The sequence below is a fragment of the Acidovorax sp. GW835-FHT14G06 genome (genome assembly GCF_058793595.1).
Map to the genome: position 1 here is coordinate 120,062 of NZ_JBXAGA010000008.1, position 16,765 is coordinate 136,826.

Below are 16,765 nucleotides of genomic sequence, written 5' to 3' on the forward strand. Positions count from 1 at the left end.
CTGCTTTTTGGGCTCATATCGGGGGGGCTGAGCCGGTCTTGGCGTCAGGGGGCAGGGGGCGGGGCGGCTTGCGCGGTGCGCGCCGGTGTGGGGGCAGCCGGTGCGCCAGCAGCATCCCGCCCCAAACGCAGGCGACGAGCCAGCCGGCCGAAGCCCTGGCCCAGGTCGTCCACTCCGGTGAACACCGCCGGAATCACCAACAGACTCAGCAGCGTGGAGGTGATGAGCCCGCCAATCACCGCCACTGCCATGGGCGAGCGAAAGCTCGCGTCCGCCGCACCCAGGCCGATGGCGATGGGCAGCATGCCCGCACCCATGGCCAGCGTGGTCATGATGATCGGCCGTGCCCGCTTGTGGCAGGCATCGATCAGCGCCTCAAACCGCGTCATGCCGTGCTCGCGCCGCGCCAGGATGGCGTACTCCACCAGCAGGATGGAGTTCTTGGTGGCGATGCCCATGAGCATGATGAGCCCGATGAGCGAGGGCATCGAGAAGCTCTTCTGCGCGATCAGCAGCCCCACAAACGCCCCGCCCAGCGACAGCGGCAGCGCCGCCAGGATGGTCACGGGGTGCAAGAAGTCCTTGAACAGCAGCACCAGCACGATGTAGATGCAGAGCACGCCGGTGAGCATCGCCAGGCCAAAGCTGGCGAACAGCTCACCCATCATCTCGGCATCGCCAATCGTGATCTGGCGCACGCCGGGCGGCAGGTTCTGGATGGAAGGCAGCGCCTCCACCGCCTTGGTTACGTCGCCCAGCGGCTGGCCCGAGAGTTCGATCTCGAAGTTCACGTTGCGCGCGCGGTCGTAGCGGTCCACCACGGCCGGGCCGCCGCTGAACTCCAGCGTGGCCACCTGGCCCAGCATCACCGGGCCCTTGGCGCCCGGCACGGGCAGGCGCTCCAGCAGCGACAGGTCCTTGCGCGCGTCGTCCTGCAGCTTGACGACGATGGGCACCTGGCGCGCAGCCAGGTTGAGCTTGGGCAGCGACACGTCATAGTCGCCCACCGTGGCGATACGCAGCGTTTCGGCAATCGCGCTGCTGGTCACGCCCAGGTCGGCGGCGCGTGCAAAGTCGGGGCGCACTGCGATCTCGGAGCGCACGAGGCTGGCGGTGGACGAGATGCTGCCCAGGCCGGGGATGGTGCGCAGGTCTTTCTCCACCGCCAATGCCGCCGTGGTCAGCGCCTGCGGGTCGTCGCCCGTGAGCACCAGCACGTACTTCTCGCCCGAGCCGCCCAGGCCCACCTTGCTGCGCACGCCGGGCAGCGTCTCCAGTGCGGCGCGGATCTGGTTCTCGATGCCCTGCTTGCGCGGACGGTCGCCGCGCTCGGACAGCAGGATGGTGAGCGTGGCCTTGCGCGTTTCGGTGCTGGCACCGCCCATGAAGGGATCGGTGCCGGCCGAGCCGCCGCCGATGGTGGTGTACACACTTTGCACATGCTCCACCTTGGCGATGCGCTGGCGCGCGTCTTCGGCCACGGCACGCGTTTGCGCCAGCGTGGCGCCGGGTGGCAGCTCCAGGTACACCTGGGTCTGCGAGTTGTCGTCGGGCGGGATGAAGCCTGTGGGCAGCAGCGGGATCAGCGCCAGCGAGCCGATGAAAAAGGCCGCTGTGGCGATGAAGGTCATCCACCGGTGCTTGATGCACCACGCGGCCCAGCGCAGGTACACCGTCATCCAGCGTGGGTCCTTGTGGTCGCCCACGATGGGCTTCAAGATGTAGGCCGCCATCATGGGCGTGAGCAGGCGCGCCACCACCAGGCTGGCAAACACCGCCAGCGACGCCGTCCAGCCGAACTGCTTGAAGAACTTGCCCGCAATACCGCTCATGAAGGCGGTGGGCAAAAACACCGCGATCAGCGTGAAGGTGGTGGCCACCACGGCCAGGCCGATCTCGTCGGCGGCCTCCATGGCCGCCTGGTAGGGTGTCTTGCCCATGCGCAGGTGGCGCACGATGTTCTCGACCTCCACGATGGCGTCATCCACCAGAATGCCCACCACCAGCGACAGCGCCAGCAGCGTGATCACGTTGATCGAGAAGCCCAGCCAGTACATGCCGATGAACGCCGGGATCACCGACAGCGGCAGCGCCACGGCCGAGACAAACGTGGCGCGCCAGTCGCGCAGGAAGAGCCACACCACCAGCACGGCCAGCAGCGCGCCTTCGTACAGCAGGTGCATGGAGCCGTCGTATTCCTCCTGCACCGGCTGCACAAAGTTGAAGGCCTCGGTGATCTCCAGATCAGGGTGCTGCGCACGCATTTCCTTGAGGGCCGCCTGCACGGCAGAGCCTACTTCCACCTCGCTGGCGCCCTTGCTGCGCGCCACCTCGAAGCCCACCACGGGCTTGCCGTTGAGCAGGGCCAGCGCGCGGGGCTCGGCAATGGTGTCCGTCACCGTGGCCACCTGGTCCAGCCGCACGTGGCGGCCGTCCGACAGCGCGAGTGTCAGGCCCGCCAGCTCCTGAGCCGACTGCACCGTGGCCAGCGTGCGCACCGGTTGTTCACTGCCGCCCAGGTCGGTGCGGCCGCCGGCACTCTCCGTCTGCACCAGGCGCAGCTGGCGCGACACATCGGCTGCCGTGGCGCCCAGGGATTGCAGCTTGACCGGGTCGAGCGCCACATGCACCTCGCGCTGCACGCCGCCCACGCGGTTGACGGCGCCCACGCCGCGCACGGTGAGCAGCTTCTTGGCCACGGCGTCATCCACAAACCAGGACAGCGCCTCGTCGTCCATGCGGGCCGACGCAATGGTGAAGGCCAGCACGGGCTGCGCGGCCAGGTCCATCTTGGTCACGATGGGGTCGCGCACGTCGCCCGGCAGGTCGCCGCGCACACGGGCCACGGCGGAGCGCACATCGTCCAGCGCCTCTTGAGTGGGCTTCTCCAGCCGGAACTCGGCGGTGATGGTGGCGCCGCCGTCCTGCACCTTGGTGTAGATGTGCTTTAGGCCCTGCAGCGTGGCGATGCTGTTCTCGATCTTGCGCGCCACGTCGTTTTCGAGCTGCGCGGGCGAGGCGCCCGGCAGCGCCACGGTCACGGAGATTGTGGGCAGGTCGATGTCGGGAAAGTTCTGCACCTTCATGGCGTTGAAGGACAGCAGGCCGCCGAAGGTCAGCAGCACAAACAGCATCAGCGCCGGAATGGGGTTCTTGATGGACCAGGTGGACACATTCATCTGGAACGCTCCTTAATTGATAGCTGCTGACGCATGATCCACTAGCGCTACTGGCACTTTTTGCATGAAGTGCTGGCTGGAGGACTGCTTGCCAGCCGCTGGCGCTGCTGCGGGGGCCGACACGCGCACCAGGTCGCCGTCGTTCAAGAAGCCCGCACCGCGCACGGCGACGGAGGCCCCTGCGTCCAGGCCCGACAGCACTTCCACCCGGTCAGCCACGCGGCGGCCGGTCTGGACCTTGCGCATCTGCACGCGCTGGTCGCCGCCCACCACAAACACGTATGAGAACCCGTCTCGCACCACCAGCGCCTCCTGCGGCACGGTGAGTGCGTCGCTGCTGCCCAGCGCGAATTCGCCCCGCGCAAACATCCCGGCGCGGAAGTCGGTGTTGGCGGGCAGGTCCACGTAGACGAGCGCATTGCGCGTCTGTGGGTCCACCGTGGGCGCAACCATGCGCACGGTGCCCTCGGCCACTGCGCCGCTGGCAGCGGTAACGCTGACCTTGGTACCGGGCTGGATGCGCCGCAGCTCGGTGGACGTGACCTCGGCGCGCCACTCCAGGCGGCCCTTGCGCACCATGCGGAACAGCTCTGTGCCTGCACCCACCACCGCGCCCACGGTGGCTGTGCGGGCCGAGATCACGCCGCTGTCAGGCGCCACCACCTGGGTGTATTTGAGACGCAGCTGCTGCGCGTTCAGCGCGGCCTGGGCGGCCTCCACGCGGGCCTTGGCGGTTTGCTCGGCCGTGGTGAACTGCTGGATCTGCTGCTGACTGAGCGCGCCCGTGGCCTGCAGCGAGCGGGCGCGGTCGGCATTGGCGGCGGCCTCGGCCGCATTGGCCTGGGCTTCGAGCAGGCTGGCGCGGGTCTGGGCCACATCGGCCAGCACCGTGTCGGCCGAGAAGGTGGCCAGCACCTGCCCGGCCTTGACCACATCGCCCACGTTCACACGCACGTCGGTCAGGCGCAGGCCGTTGCTTTCAGCCCCAATGCTCGCCTCTTGCCAGGCGGCGATGTTGCCGTTGGCCGCCAGGCGCAGCGGCACCTGCATGCGCTGCGGCTGGGCTGTGCTCACGGTGAGCGCAGGCCGGGGCTGGCCCGCCGTGGGCGCATCGGCTGCAAGCGATACACCCGAGAAAACCAGCGCACCGCCCGTGGCCAGCATGCAGGCAATGACCACGGCGAAGGCGGTGGGGGAAAACTTGAAGGAGAAAGAGGAGTGTTGCATGTGCATCTGTCCTGAAAAATTCATATCAGCTGTGCATGGTGTTGGGCGTGGCCCACTGCGCTCGAAACTGGCGATGCGCAGACGAGGGCAGCCAAGCAAGGGCCACCCCGCAGCGAGGGCTGCGGCCCCCTGCCCGCATTGCGCAGCAATGCGAGAGCGGAGGGAAGGCGCAAAGCGCCTCAGGGGGGTGTCTCATAGCTTCCATCCACCGCCAGCGGCGCGATACAGCGCAATCCAGGCGGTCTGGCGTTCGTGCTGCAGCGCGACCAGCGCGTTCTCGGCGGCCAGCGCGGTGCGCCGGGCGTCCTCCAGCTCCACCAGGCTGGCCAGGCCAGCGCGCCACCGCGCCTCGGTCGCGTCGAACGATGCGCGGTAGCCCTCTGCCGCCGTGCGTGCACTGGCGCTGCGCTCGGTCGTGCTTTGCAGGCGCACCAGTGCTTGCTCGACCTCGCTCACGGCCTGGCGCACCTTGGCGCGGTACTGCGACGCGGCCTCGTCGTAGCGGGCCTGCGCCGCATCGGTCTGCGCGGCGCGGCGGCCACCGTCAAAGATGGGCACGCTGAGCGCCAGCGGGCCGATGGTCCAGGTGCTCAGGTCGGTGGTCACGCCCCCCGTGCGCACCTGGGCTGCACCCACGCTGCCGCTGAGGGTCAGCCGCGGGTAGCGCTGGGCCTGGGCGCTGGCGACGTCGGCACTGGCGGCAGCCACTTCGCGCTCGGCGTTGTACACGTCCGGGCGCTGGGCCAGTACCTGGGCGGGCATTGCGTCAACGGCAAACAGAGTGTCCGGTGCCGCAGCCACCGGCTGGGTCAGCCGGGTACGCAGCGTGGGCTCTTCCCAGCCAGTGAGCGCCACCAGGGCCTTGACCTCCACATCGCATTGCATGCGCTGCTGCGAGGCGCGGGCCTGGGCCTCGGCGGCGCTAGCTCGGGCCAGTGCCGCCGTGGCGGGTGCGGTAAAGCCCGCACGTTCGCTGAGCTGGGACAGGCGTGACGTCTCGCCCCGGGACTGCGCGTCGCGCTCGGTCACATGCAGCTGGGCCAGGCAGGTGCGGATGCTGCTGGTCTGCTGCGCCACCTCGGCCGCCACGCTCACGCGCGCCTCGTGCCACAGCGCCTGTGCGCCCGCCAGCCGTTCATCGGCCGCGGTTTTGGCCGCGCGGTTGGCGCCAAACAGGTCCACCTCCCAGCTCGCCTGCAGGCCCACCTGCGAGGTGGTGGCCAAGCGGGCCAATTGATCGTTGAAGCCCCGGCTGGCGCTGGCCTGTGCGTCGAGCGAAGGCAGCAACGCCGCCTGGCTGCCCACCTGCGTGGCGCGGGCCTGTGCGATGCGCGACTGCGCCTGTGCGATGCCTGGGCTCAGGGCCTGGGCTGCATCGACCAGTTCCACCAGCAGCGGGTCTTGCATCTGGGTCCACCACCGGGCCATGTCGCCCAGCGAGCCCTGGTGCGGCAGCGGGGCCTGCCAGGCATCGGGTGGAGTTGCCGGCGCCTGCGCTGGCGGCGCGGAGACCGCGCAGGCGCCCAGGGCCAGGGGCAGCAAAGCGGCCCATACGAAACGGGTCTTGCGCATGTTCATGCGTTGGATTCCTTCTTGTGTGAAGTCCTCAAAGTGCGACGCTCCGGCCTTTGTGTGGCCTGCCGTCGGGCGATTTCTCCCTGCACCATGCTCAGTGCATAGCCGGACAGCCGCTCCACCCATTGGTCCACCACCCCCGCACCCGCCAGCTGGGGGGCAATGGCCACGAGGGGGTCGCGCTGCGTCCATAGCTGCATCACCAGTCCGGCCATGGAGAAGGCCAGCCGGTGCATGTCATCGTCCACCACCTGTACGCCCATGTGGCGGCACAAAACCTGGACCAGCGCCATGTGGGGGGCGCGGCACTCGCGTTCGATAAGTTCAGGCCAGACATGGGTGGGGTCCAGCAGCTCGCGCACATGCAAGCGCAGCGACTGCGTCACCAGATCGTCGTGTTTGAGCGGTTCCAGGAACCCCGCGAAATAATGGTGCAGCGCGCCCGGCAGGTCCAGGGCCGGGTTGGCAAACACCGGGATCAGATCGCTGCCGCTGCCAAACGGCTCGTAGAACGTGGCGGTGTACAGCTGGGCCTTGTCTCCAAAGTGGTAGGCAATGGCCGCCACGTTGGTACCCGCCGCCTGGGCGATGGCTCGCACCGACGTCTGGGCGAAGCCTTTTTCGGAGAACAGCTGCAGCGCAGCCCGCAGCAAGCGTGCGCGCGTGTCTTCGCCGTCGCTCCGGGCAGTGCGCTGGGCTGCAGCGGCAGTGGGGTGGGCACCAGAACTCATGGCCCCGGATTAAACCACCAGAATTCAAACAGTTGTTTGAATTAATGAATTTTTCAGAAACTGCCGCTGCACCAAAGTGCAACCGGTTGTCACTGCGGTGTGGGTCGCCGCATGCTAAGGCGCAGCGCCAAACACGGCCTTCCACAGCGCCAGCACGGCATCGCGCTCGGCCTGCAGTGCGGGCGGTGTGACCTGTGTCGGCGCCTCGTCCAGGCGCGCCACGTGCTGCACCCGGCGCAGCTCGCGGTAGGCGTCGGCCGCTGCGTGGCCCACGCCCGCGGGTAGCAGGCCCACCTGCTCGGCACGCTGCAGCAGTGCAATGTTGCCCAGGTTGCCACGCAATTCGGGGTGGGCGGCAGACTGCGACAGCACCAGGTATTGCACGGCAAACTCGGCGTCTACCATGCCGCCCGGGCTGTGCTTGACGTCAAAGCGCCCGGCCGGCGTGGGGTGGGCCGAGCGCACCCGCTCGCGCATGGTCACGATCTCGCCGCGCAGCGCCTCCGGGTCGCGGGCAGAGGTGATGACGGCCTCGCGCACTGCGTCAAAGCGCTCGCGCAGGGCCTCGCTCCCCATCACAAACCGCGCGCGTGTCATGGCCTGGTGTTCCCAGGTCCAGGCGGTGTTGCTGCCGCGTTGCTGCTGGTAGTTGGCGTAGGCCTCGAAGCTCGTCACCAGCAGGCCCGAGTTGCCGTTGGGCCGCAACGCGGTGTCGATCTCGTACAGGTCGCCCTCGCCAGTCTTGACGGTGAGCCAGTTGATGAGCTTGCGCACAAAGGCCGCGTATACCTCGGGTGCCCGCTCATCGTCGTCGTCGAACACAAAGACGATGTCCAGGTCGCTGCCGTAGCCCAGCTCCTTGCCGCCCAGCTTGCCGTAGCCAATGATGGCGAACTGGGGTTCGTCGCGGTGGCGGTTCTTGAGGCGGCTCCAGCACCACTGGCTGGTGATGCGCAGCACGCTGTCGGCCAGGGCACTGAGGTCGTCGGCCACCTGCTCGACGGTGATTCGGCGCTCCACGTCGCGCGCTAGGGTGCGGAAGGTCTCGGCATGTTGGGCGCGGCGCAGCAGGTTGAGCAGGGTTTCATCGTCGTCTTCGCCGGTGGAGCGCAGCGACGCCAGGCGCATGCCCAGTTCGCGTTCAAAGTCGGCCACCACAAAACGTTCGGACAACAGTGCATCGCCCACCAGCTCGTCGATCACGCCGGGGTGCTGCAGCAGGTAACGCGCGGGCCACTTGGCCGCCCCCAGCAGGTGCAGCAGCTGTTCGTGTACCGAGGGCCGCTCCAGCAGCAGCGCCAGATAGCTTTCGCGCCGCAGCAGCGGCTCCAGCCAGTTGGCCAGGCGCACGGTGGCCTCTTCGGTGACGCGTCCTTCCTTGAGCCACTGGGCCGTGCGCTGCACCAGGCGGAACAGGCGGGCCCGCGCTTCGTCACGCAGCCCGGCCACGCGCGGGTGGTTGCGCCACTCGGCCACCCGCTCGCGAAAGCCCGGCGGCAGTTGCTCCAGCAGGCCTTCCAGCTCTGGAGGCGGCGGTGCTGCCGCCCGGGGGCCGCCACAGCCGCCACCACTGCACTGTTTTTTTCCGTTGCCACCCAGCAGGGTGTCGAACTCCTGGGCCACCAGCTCGCGGTGGGCATCCAGCTCGTGCAGGAAAGCGCAACAGTCCTTGTAGCCCAGGGTGCTGGCGATCCAGGCCAGGTCGTCGTCGCGCGTGGGCAGCACGTGGGTCTGCTGGTCGTCCAGGTACTGTATGCGGTGCTCCACCCGGCGCAGGAACACATAGGCCCGGGCCAGCGCGTCGGCGGTCTCCTGCGGCATGAGGCCCGCATGGGCCAGGCGCTGCAGCGCATCGAGTGTGGGGCGGCGGCGCAGCTCGGGGAACTGCCCGCCCCGTACCACCTGCAGCAACTGCACGGTGAATTCGATCTCGCGGATGCCGCCGCGCGAGAGCTTGACGTCGTTGGCGCGCTCGGGGTGCCCGGCGCTGCGTTTGGAGGCATGGTCCCGGATCTGGCTGTGCAGCGAGCGCAGTGCGTCGAACACGCTGTAGTCCAGGTAGCGGCGGAACACAAACGGCAGTACCACGCCACGCAATGCCTGCACTTCGGGCCGACCTATGCAGTCGCGCGGGGCGACCACACGGCTTTTGAGCCAGGCAAAACGCTCCCATTCGCGGCCCTGCACCTGCAGGTATTCCTCCAGCGCTGCCAGGGACACCGATGCTGGGCCCGAGTTGCCGTTGGGCCGCAGGGCGAGGTCCACCCGAAAGACAAAACCGTGCTCGGTGGTGTCGCCCACCAGGCTGTAAATGGCCTTGACGGCGCGCGCAAAGTATTCGTGGTTGGAGATGCGGCCCCGGCCATCCGGTGTGCCAGCGGTCTCGCCATCGTGCTCGTACACATAAATGAGGTCGATATCGCTGGAGACATTGAGCTCGCGGGCACCCAGCTTGCCCATGCCGATGATCCACAGCTGCACGGCCTGGCCCTGTGGGCCGCGCGGGGCGCCATGGCGCTCGTCGAGTTCTCGGCGCGCCTGTTGGCAGGCGCGGTCCAGGGCCAGCTCGGCCAGTTCGGTGACTGCCTGGGTGATATCGGCCAGCGGCGTCTGCGCTTCGCAGTCGAGCTGGATGAGCCGCTCCATGGCCAGCTGGCGCAACACGCGCAGCGCGGTGCCGGTGTCGCAGCCGCGCGCACACAATGCCTCGTAGGCCTGCTCCATGGTGGCGAGCACCGGCACGCCCGGTGGCAGCAGGAGCAGGTCGTTGGCGTAGCGGCGGTGCAGGCGCTGGTAGAAGCGGGAATGCTCAGCCAGGGGCCCCTCAGGCAGAGGCTGGTGGCAGCGGGGGTCAGACAGAGAAGGGTGCATGGCAGCCACAGCCAGATGTTGGACGGGGAGCGGGGTGCTGGGCTGGGCGCCCGGCCGCGTACAAAAGGTCACTGGGCGCGCGGGTCGCGAGTGAACCCACGCCAGGGCTGCGGGTCATAATTCCTGCCACTTTCCATCTCACCATGATCGATCCCACCTCGCACCCCTCACGCCTGCTGAAAATAGTCGCAGGTTTTGCGCGGTGGTCGCTGGGCTTGTTGCTCGCCTTCTGGCTGCTGCTGACCATCGCATGGGGGGCTCTTCATGGCTGGATTGTGCCGCGAATTGGTGATTTCCGCCCACAGTTGCAGGCGCAGGCCGCACGGGTATTGGGGGTTCCTGTGCAGATCGGCGCCATCGTGGCCCGCACCGAGGGGTTGATCCCTTCCATTGAACTCTCCGACGTGGCGTTGCTGGATGCCTCGGGACGCACTGCGCTGCACCTGCCCCGGGTGGTGGTGGCGCTGTCGCCACGCTCGCTGCTGCAGTGGGGGTTCGAGCAGCTTTACATCGAAGGCCCTGACCTGGATGTGCGCCGGGCGAGCGACGGGCGCATCTATGTGGCTGGGCTGGAGTTTGCCCAGAACCAGGGCGACAGCAGCGCGGCGGCGGACTGGTTGTTCTCGCAGGGCGAGGTGTACATCAAGGACGGAACGGTACGCTGGACCGATGAGCAGCGCGGCGCTCCGGAGCTGGCGCTGGAAAAGGTGGACCTGGTTTTACGCAATGGCAACTGGCGCCACAACCTCCGGGTGGACGCCACACCGCCGCCGGAATGGGGTGACCGTTTCACCCTCGTGGGTTTGTTTCGCGCGCCGCTGCTGCGCGCCCGCGATGGCAACTGGAAGCACTGGAGCGGGCAGGTGTTTGCCCATTTCACGCGGGTGGATGTGTCGCACCTGCGGCACCACGCCGATGTGGGCATCGAGGTGGCGCAGGGCCGGGGCGCGCTGCGGGCCTGGGCCGATGTGCGCAGCGGGCAGGTGGTGGGTGGCACGGCCGACCTTGCGCTGGCCGATGTCAACACCACCCTGGCCTCTGATTTGCGTCCGTTGGTGTTGCCCTCCATCCAGGGTCGTCTGGGGGGGCGCCGTTTGACGGGTGGCTTTGAGTTCTCGACGCAGGCGCTGCAGTTCCAGACCGATGATGGCCTGACCTGGCCGGGTGGCAACCTGCGGTTGGTGCACACCGATGCCAGCGGCAAAGCCCCGGAGCAAGGCGAGCTGCGCGCCGACCGGCTGGACCTTGCTGCCCTCGCGCAGGTGGCCAGCCGCCTGCCGCTGGGGACAGCCGCTCATGATGCATTGCGCACCTACACGCCCCAAGGGTTGGTGGACGAGATCCAGGCCAGCTGGAAAGGTCCGCTGGGTGCGTTGCAGCAGTACCAGGTCAAGGGACGTATTCAGGGGCTGGCGCTGGCGGGTGCCACCGATGGCTCGGCCCCTGACCACCTGGGGCTGCGCGGTGCGAACGTGGACATCGACATGACGCAGGCAGGGGGCAAGGCTGCGCTGACCATGGCGTCGGGTGCGCTGGTGCTGCCAGGGGTGTTCGAGGAACCCGTCCTGCCGCTGGACCGGCTCAGCGCCGATGTGCGCTGGCAGCTGGACGGCGGCCGCATCGCCGTGCAGGCCAATGACGTGCAGTTCGCCAACGCCGATGCCCAAGGGGATGCGCGTGCCACCTGGCACACCAGCGACGCAGCCAAGGCGCCCCACCGGTCGCGTTTTCCAGGCGTGCTGGACCTCACGGGCACGCTGCACCGTGCCGACGGCACCCGGGTGCATCGCTACCTTCCCTTGTCCATCCCCGCCGATTCGCGCCACTATGTGCGCGATGCGGTGGTGGCCGGCAACGCCAGCAATGTGCAGTTCCGCGTCAAGGGCGATCTGCACGACCTGCCCTTCAACGACCCCAAGCAGGGCGAATTCCGCATCGCGGCGCGCGTCAAGGACGTCACATATGCCTACGTACCTACAGCGCTGCAGCCTGCGGGCGCCTTGCCCTGGCCTGCGTTGACCGACCTGAGCGGCGAGCTGATTTTTGAGCGCTCGTCCATGCAGGTGCGCGGCGCCAGTGGCGGCTTTGCGGGCAGCAAGGGCTTGCGGCTGTCCAAGGTCGAAGCGCGCATACCAGACCTGGCGCACACCGTGGTGGGCGTCAGTGCCGACGCACGCGGCCCGCTGGCAGAGTTGCTGACGCTCATGGCCACCTCGCCGCTCGGGCGCATGACAGGCAACGCCCTGGAGCAGGCCAGTGGCACGGGTAACGCCGACTTCCAGCTGCGGCTGAGCCTGCCCATCAGCGACATCAACAAGTCCAAGGTGCAGGGCAGCGTCACTTTGGCAGGCAATGAGCTGCGCATCACGCCCGACACCCCCGCACTCACCCGCGTGCGGGGCGCTGTGCAGTTCAGTGAGACCGGGTTTTCGCTGTCCAATGTGCAGGCCCTGGCGCTGGGCGGCCCGGTACGGCTGGAGGGGGGCATGCGCGCGCTGGCGGCCAATGCCCCTGCCACCGAGTCGGCGGTGCAGATCCGTGCGCAGGGCACCGCCACGGCCGAAGGGCTGCAGCAAACCCCGCAGCTGGGCATGTTGTCGCAACTGGCACGCAGGGCCACTGGCAGCGCGCCGTACACGCTGGCCCTGTCCTTTCGCCGGGGTGTGCCCGAGCTGCAGGTCAACACCAGCCTGCAGGGCCTGGCACTGGCCCTGCCGCCCCCGCTGGGCAAGGCGGCGGACAGTAGCCTGCCCTTGCGTTTCGAGAACCAGGTGGCGCGCGAATCGCTGGTGGGTCTGGCGAGCAACAACGGCAGTGGGAGCAGCAATGCCAACGGCCTCAGTGCCCCCCCGCTGCGGGACCAGATCACGCTGGATCTGGGTTCACTCGGCTTGGCCACCTACCTGCGCGACCTGAGCGGCCCTCAGCCGCGCGTGTTGCGGGGCGCAATTGGTGTCGGCCTGAGCAACGGCGAGTCAGCCCCCATGCCTGCGCAGGGCGTGGCTGCCAACATCAGCCAGGGCAAGCTGGACGTGGACGCCTGGGACGAGGTGCTCACCCGGGCCACTGCGGCCGAACCCGCCACCCGCAGCCCCGCAGCGGCGACCGCGCCTGCCGGGCAGGCCGTGGCCCAAGACTACCTGCCCACCACCCTGGCACTGCGTGCGCGTGAACTCACGTTGCAGGGCCGCACGCTGCACAACGTGGTGGCGGGTGCGCTGCGCGACGGCACCACCTGGCGTGCCAACCTCGATGCCACAGAACTCAACGGTTACCTCGAATACCGCCCGCCCGGATCGCCCGAGTTCAGCAACGGCCGCTTGTTTGCCCGCCTGTCGCGTGTGAACATGCCGCAAAGCGACGTGACCCAGGTCGAAGAACTGCTCAACGAGCAACCGGGCAACCTGCCTGCGCTGGACATCGTGGTGGAAGATTTCGAGCTGCGGGGCAAGCGGCTGGGACGGGTGGAGATGGAGGCCCAGAACCGGGGTGGCGAGGGGGTGCAGCGCGAATGGCGTCTGTCCAAGTTCAACATCACGGCGCCCGAGGCCGCTTTCACTGCCAACGGCAACTGGGCGGTGCTCAATGCCGCCACTGCAGGCCCCCGCTCTGCAGAACGGCGTACGGTGCTGAGCTTCAAGCTCGATATCCGCGATTCGGGCGATCTGCTGGCCCGTCTCGGCATGGCCAACGTGGTGCGGCGCGGCAAGGGCCGTATGGAAGGGCAGGTGGGCTGGATTGGCGCGCCCTTCAGCCCCGACTACCGCACCATGACCGGGCAGATCAACCTGAATGTCGAATCCGGCCAGTTTCTGAAGGCTGATCCTGGCTTGGCCAAACTGCTGGGCGTACTCAGTCTGCAATCGCTGCCGCGCCGCCTGACTCTGGATTTCCGCGATGTGTTCAGCGAAGGATTTGCGTTCGATTTCGTGCGCGGTGACGTGCGCATTGAGCGCGGCGTGGCCACCACCAACAACCTGCAGATGAAAGGCGTCAATGCGGCTGTGCTGATGGAAGGCAGCGCCAATATTGACCAGGAGACGCAGGACCTGCGTGTGGTGGTGGTGCCGGAGATCAATGCCATGACTGCCTCGCTCGTGGCCACGGCCATCAACCCGGTGATTGGGTTGGGCAGTTTTTTGGCGCAGGTGTTTTTGCGTGGCCCGCTCATCGAGGCTGCCACTCAGGAGTTCCGCATCGATGGCACCTGGACCGACCCGCGGGTGGTGCGCGTGGCCCGGCGCGGGCGCGAGTCGAGCCCCGCCACCGAGGCGACGCCCCGCGCCAGCCCACCCACCAAGACCGGAGAACCTTCATGAAAGTCGCTGCCATCCAGATGGTGTCTGGCACTGCCCTGGACGGCAACCTGCGCGTTGCGCTCGAGCTGCTGGAACAGGCTGCGCAGGGCGGCGCCGAACTGGCCGTGCTGCCTGAGTATTTTTGTCTGATGGGGCACAAGGACACTGACAAGCTGGCGCTGCGAGAGACCGCCGGTTCTGGTGTGATCCAGCAATTTCTGGCCGACACCGCGCGCTCGCTGCAGATGTGGATCGTGGGCGGCACGCTGCCGTTGGCCACGGATGTGCCGGACCGGGTGCGCAACTCCACACTGGTCTTTGACCCGGAGGGTGCCTGCGTTGCGCGCTACGACAAGATCCACCTCTTTCGCTTCAGCGACGGCGCAGTGCAGTACGACGAAGGCCGGGTCATAGAAGCCGGCGACACGCCCGTGCACTTTGATGTGCAAGCCCGGAATGGGCGGCGCTGGCGCGTGGGGCTGTCCGTGTGCTACGACCTGCGCTTTCCGGAGCTGTACCGTGCGCACGCACTCGCTGGTGCCGACTTGTTGCTGGTGCCCAGCGCCTTCACTCGCACCACGGGACAGGCGCACTGGGAGGTCCTGCTGCGCGCCCGCGCGGTGGAAAACCTGGCCTATGTGCTGGCTCCTGCTCAAGGCGGTGTGCACGCCAACGGCCGCCACACCTGGGGCCACAGCATGCTGGTGGACCCCTGGGGCGACATCGTCGCGCAGCGCGATCAGGGCGCTGGCGTGGTCACCGGCGAGCTGGACGCGCAACGCTTGGGTGCCATGCGTGCCCAGCTGCCCGCATTGACCCACCGCGTACTGTGACGGCCGTCCCTGTCAAACGCACCCTGTTGCAGCGCTGGCGTGGCGCCTGGCGGCGCTGGTCGTTGTGGACTGCGCTGGTGCTGCTCGTGGTGTCCATGCTGGCCACCATGGTGTGGCTGGCCGGGCGCTACGAAGCCAGCCAGGTGCAGACCCGCCTGGAGCGCGACACGGCCGACGCAGTCTCTGACATCCGCACGGCGCTGACGCACAACGTGCAGAGCCTGCAGGCACTGCCCAGCGACAACCCTAGCCAGCTGGCCTGGGAGGTCGATGCCTCTGAGCTGCTGCGCAACCGGCGTGAGCTGGTGCGCATTGAGCTGCGCGACGCCAACCTGCGCATGCGCACCCATGTGCAGTCGCCCTACCGCCCGGTGGCCTGGGACATGCGGCTGCGCGACAGCGGCCAGTCGGACCTCACCATCGCCTGCGCTAACGCGCGTCGCCTCGGAGGGCCTGCGTACTCCAGCAGCTACTTTCAGCCCCATGGGGATGGCCTGGGCTCGGAGATGATGGAGCTGTGTGTTCCGCTGTCCGCCAGCGGCCGCACCATTGGGTATCTGGTAGCCACCTATGCGTTGCAGGACATCCTGGCCAATCTGGTGGGACATAACCTTACGCGCAGCCAGGAGGCTTCATTCACCGAGGCCGATGGCACACGACTGGCCGTGCTGGGTGCGGCGCGACGGGGCTCGCGCATGTTCTCGGCACAGCACCTGCTGGACTTGCCGGGCGGCACGCTGGTGCTGCGCATGGACAGCTGGCACAGCGCACCCAGCCTGTTCCCCAATGTACTGACAGCCCTGGTGACGGCCATGTCGATTGCGCTGGTGACGGTGATGGTGGTGCTGGTGCGCGACAACCGCCGCCGCCTGCGCGCCGAGCGCGACCTGGCCGATGCGCTGGCCTTTCGCAAGGCGATGGAGGACTCGCTGGTCACCGGGCTGCGCGCGCGCGACCTGGAGGGCCGCATCACCTACGTCAACCCAGCCTTCTGCGAGATGGTGGGCTTCAGCCCGCAGGAGCTGCTGGGCCTGAGCATGTCGGCCCCCTACTGGCCGCCCGAGCGTGTGGAGGAATACCAGCAGCGCCAGGCCATCCGCTTTGCAGGCACCATGCCGCCGCGCGAGGGGTTTGAGTCCGAGTTCATGCGCAAGGACGGCACGCGGTTTCCGGTACTGATCATCGAGGCCCCGCTCATCAACGCCCAAGGCCAGCACACAGGCTGGATGAGCGCGTTTCTGGACATCAGCGAGCAGCGCCGGGTCGAGGAGCTGTCGCGCGCCTCGCAGGAGCGGCTGCAGGCCACTGCGCGGCTGGCCACAGTGGGTGAGATGGCGTCTTTGCTCAGCCACGAACTCAACCAGCCGCTGGCCGCCATCTCCAGCTATGCCAATGGTTCCATCAACCTGCTGGAACATGCCACGCCAGTGACGGCGTCTGCCCCCGAGTCCGATGCGCTGGAGGATGTGCGCATGGCCATGCGCCAGATTGCCCGCCAGGCCGAGCGCGCGGGCCGTGTGATCAAAAGCGTTCACGACTTCGTCCGGCGCCGTGACCAGGCCCGTGAGGCCGTGCACGCGCAGCAATTGCTCGATGCCATCCTGCCGCTGGTAAGCCTGCAGGCCCGCAAACTGGGCGTGCGCGTCAACACGTCGGTGGAGCAGGGCCTGGCGCCCGCGCTGTGTGACCGTACGATGGTGGAGCAGGTCCTGCTGAACCTGGCGCGCAATGCCATGCAGGCCATGGACGACCCCAGTGTGCGCACGCGCGTGCTGGATATCCGGGTGCGGCGTGCTGCCTCGAATCCGCACAATGGCTGGATCGAATTTGCGGTAACCGATGTGGGAACCGGGATTCCCCCTGAGGTCGCAGAAAGGCTGTTCACCCCGTTCTTCACCACCCGCCCGGAGGGCATGGGGCTGGGGCTGAGCATGTGCCGCACGGTCATCGAACAGCACGGCGGTTTTCTCGGATTTGCGCCGAATGAGCCACGTGGTACGGTATTTACCTTCACGCTGCCCGTGAACAATGGAACCACTCCGTGAGGTACG

At 67.8% G+C, this 16,765-nt stretch carries 8 protein-coding genes; 3 read left to right on the forward strand and 5 right to left on the reverse strand.

Annotation, left to right across the window (positions count from 1 at the left end; translation table 11 throughout):
- Positions 1 to 44: 44 nt before the first annotated feature.
- The 5 genes from AC1Q64_RS15705 to glnE all read right to left on the reverse strand — a co-directional run bounded on the left by AC1Q64_RS15705 (position 45) and on the right by glnE (position 9,583).
- A complete protein-coding gene (locus AC1Q64_RS15705) occupies positions 45 to 3,179 on the reverse strand; it encodes an efflux RND transporter permease subunit (protein WP_492251975.1) in 3,135 nt (1,044 codons plus the stop codon).
- Positions 3,180 to 3,191: 12 nt separating this feature from the next.
- Positions 3,192 to 4,406 (reverse strand): efflux RND transporter periplasmic adaptor subunit, encoded by a 1,215-nt coding sequence (locus AC1Q64_RS15710; protein ID WP_492251976.1) that lies wholly within the window; start codon positions 4,404 to 4,406, stop codon positions 3,192 to 3,194.
- 192 nt (positions 4,407 to 4,598) lie between these two features.
- On the reverse strand, positions 4,599 to 5,984 hold the full coding sequence (locus tag AC1Q64_RS15715; protein ID WP_492251977.1) for an efflux transporter outer membrane subunit: 1,386 nt from the start codon (positions 5,982 to 5,984) through the stop codon (positions 4,599 to 4,601).
- Positions 5,981 to 6,712, reverse strand: a complete 732-nt coding sequence (locus AC1Q64_RS15720; protein ID WP_492251978.1) for a TetR/AcrR family transcriptional regulator — start codon at positions 6,710 to 6,712, stop codon at positions 5,981 to 5,983. The genes AC1Q64_RS15715 and AC1Q64_RS15720 overlap by 4 nt, the downstream gene beginning before the upstream one ends.
- 114 nt (positions 6,713 to 6,826) lie before the next feature.
- Positions 6,827 to 9,583: a bifunctional [glutamate--ammonia ligase]-adenylyl-L-tyrosine phosphorylase/[glutamate--ammonia-ligase] adenylyltransferase gene (gene glnE, locus AC1Q64_RS15725; protein ID WP_492251979.1), complete on the reverse strand. Its 2,757-nt coding sequence runs from the start codon at positions 9,581 to 9,583 to the stop codon at positions 6,827 to 6,829.
- 143 nt (positions 9,584 to 9,726) lie between these two features.
- Between glnE and AC1Q64_RS15730 the strand changes: the two genes are divergently transcribed.
- From AC1Q64_RS15730 to AC1Q64_RS15740, 3 genes are read left to right on the forward strand one after another with little or no spacing between them, the layout of a single operon-like run.
- A complete protein-coding gene (locus tag AC1Q64_RS15730; protein WP_492251980.1) occupies positions 9,727 to 13,902 on the forward strand; it encodes a YhdP family protein in 4,176 nt (1,391 codons plus the stop codon).
- Positions 13,899 to 14,714: a carbon-nitrogen hydrolase family protein gene (locus tag AC1Q64_RS15735; protein ID WP_492251981.1), complete on the forward strand. Its 816-nt coding sequence runs from the start codon at positions 13,899 to 13,901 to the stop codon at positions 14,712 to 14,714. Before AC1Q64_RS15730 ends, AC1Q64_RS15735 begins: the two co-directional genes overlap by 4 nt.
- Complete coding sequence (locus AC1Q64_RS15740) at positions 14,711 to 16,759, forward strand: two-component system sensor histidine kinase NtrB (RefSeq protein ID WP_291436142.1); 2,049 nt, start codon at positions 14,711 to 14,713, stop codon at positions 16,757 to 16,759. Before AC1Q64_RS15735 ends, AC1Q64_RS15740 begins: the two co-directional genes overlap by 4 nt.
- The last annotated feature ends 6 nt before the right edge of the window (positions 16,760 to 16,765 follow it).

Bases quoted from the DNA above. Each gene is read 5' to 3' on its own strand.
- AC1Q64_RS15705 (WP_492251975.1), bottom strand. From the start codon at position 3,179: ATGAATGTGTCCACCTGGTCCATCAAGAACCCCATTCCGGCGCTGATG.
- AC1Q64_RS15710 (WP_492251976.1), bottom strand. From the start codon at position 4,406: ATGCAACACTCCTCTTTCTCCTTCAAGTTTTCCCCCACCGCCTTCGCC.
- AC1Q64_RS15715 (WP_492251977.1), bottom strand. From the start codon at position 5,984: ATGAACATGCGCAAGACCCGTTTCGTATGGGCCGCTTTGCTGCCCCTG.
- AC1Q64_RS15720 (WP_492251978.1), bottom strand. From the start codon at position 6,712: ATGAGTTCTGGTGCCCACCCCACTGCCGCTGCAGCCCAGCGCACTGCC.
- glnE (WP_492251979.1), bottom strand. From the start codon at position 9,583: ATGCACCCTTCTCTGTCTGACCCCCGCTGCCACCAGCCTCTGCCTGAG.
- AC1Q64_RS15730 (WP_492251980.1), top strand. From the start codon at position 9,727: ATGATCGATCCCACCTCGCACCCCTCACGCCTGCTGAAAATAGTCGCA.
- AC1Q64_RS15735 (WP_492251981.1), top strand. From the start codon at position 13,899: ATGAAAGTCGCTGCCATCCAGATGGTGTCTGGCACTGCCCTGGACGGC.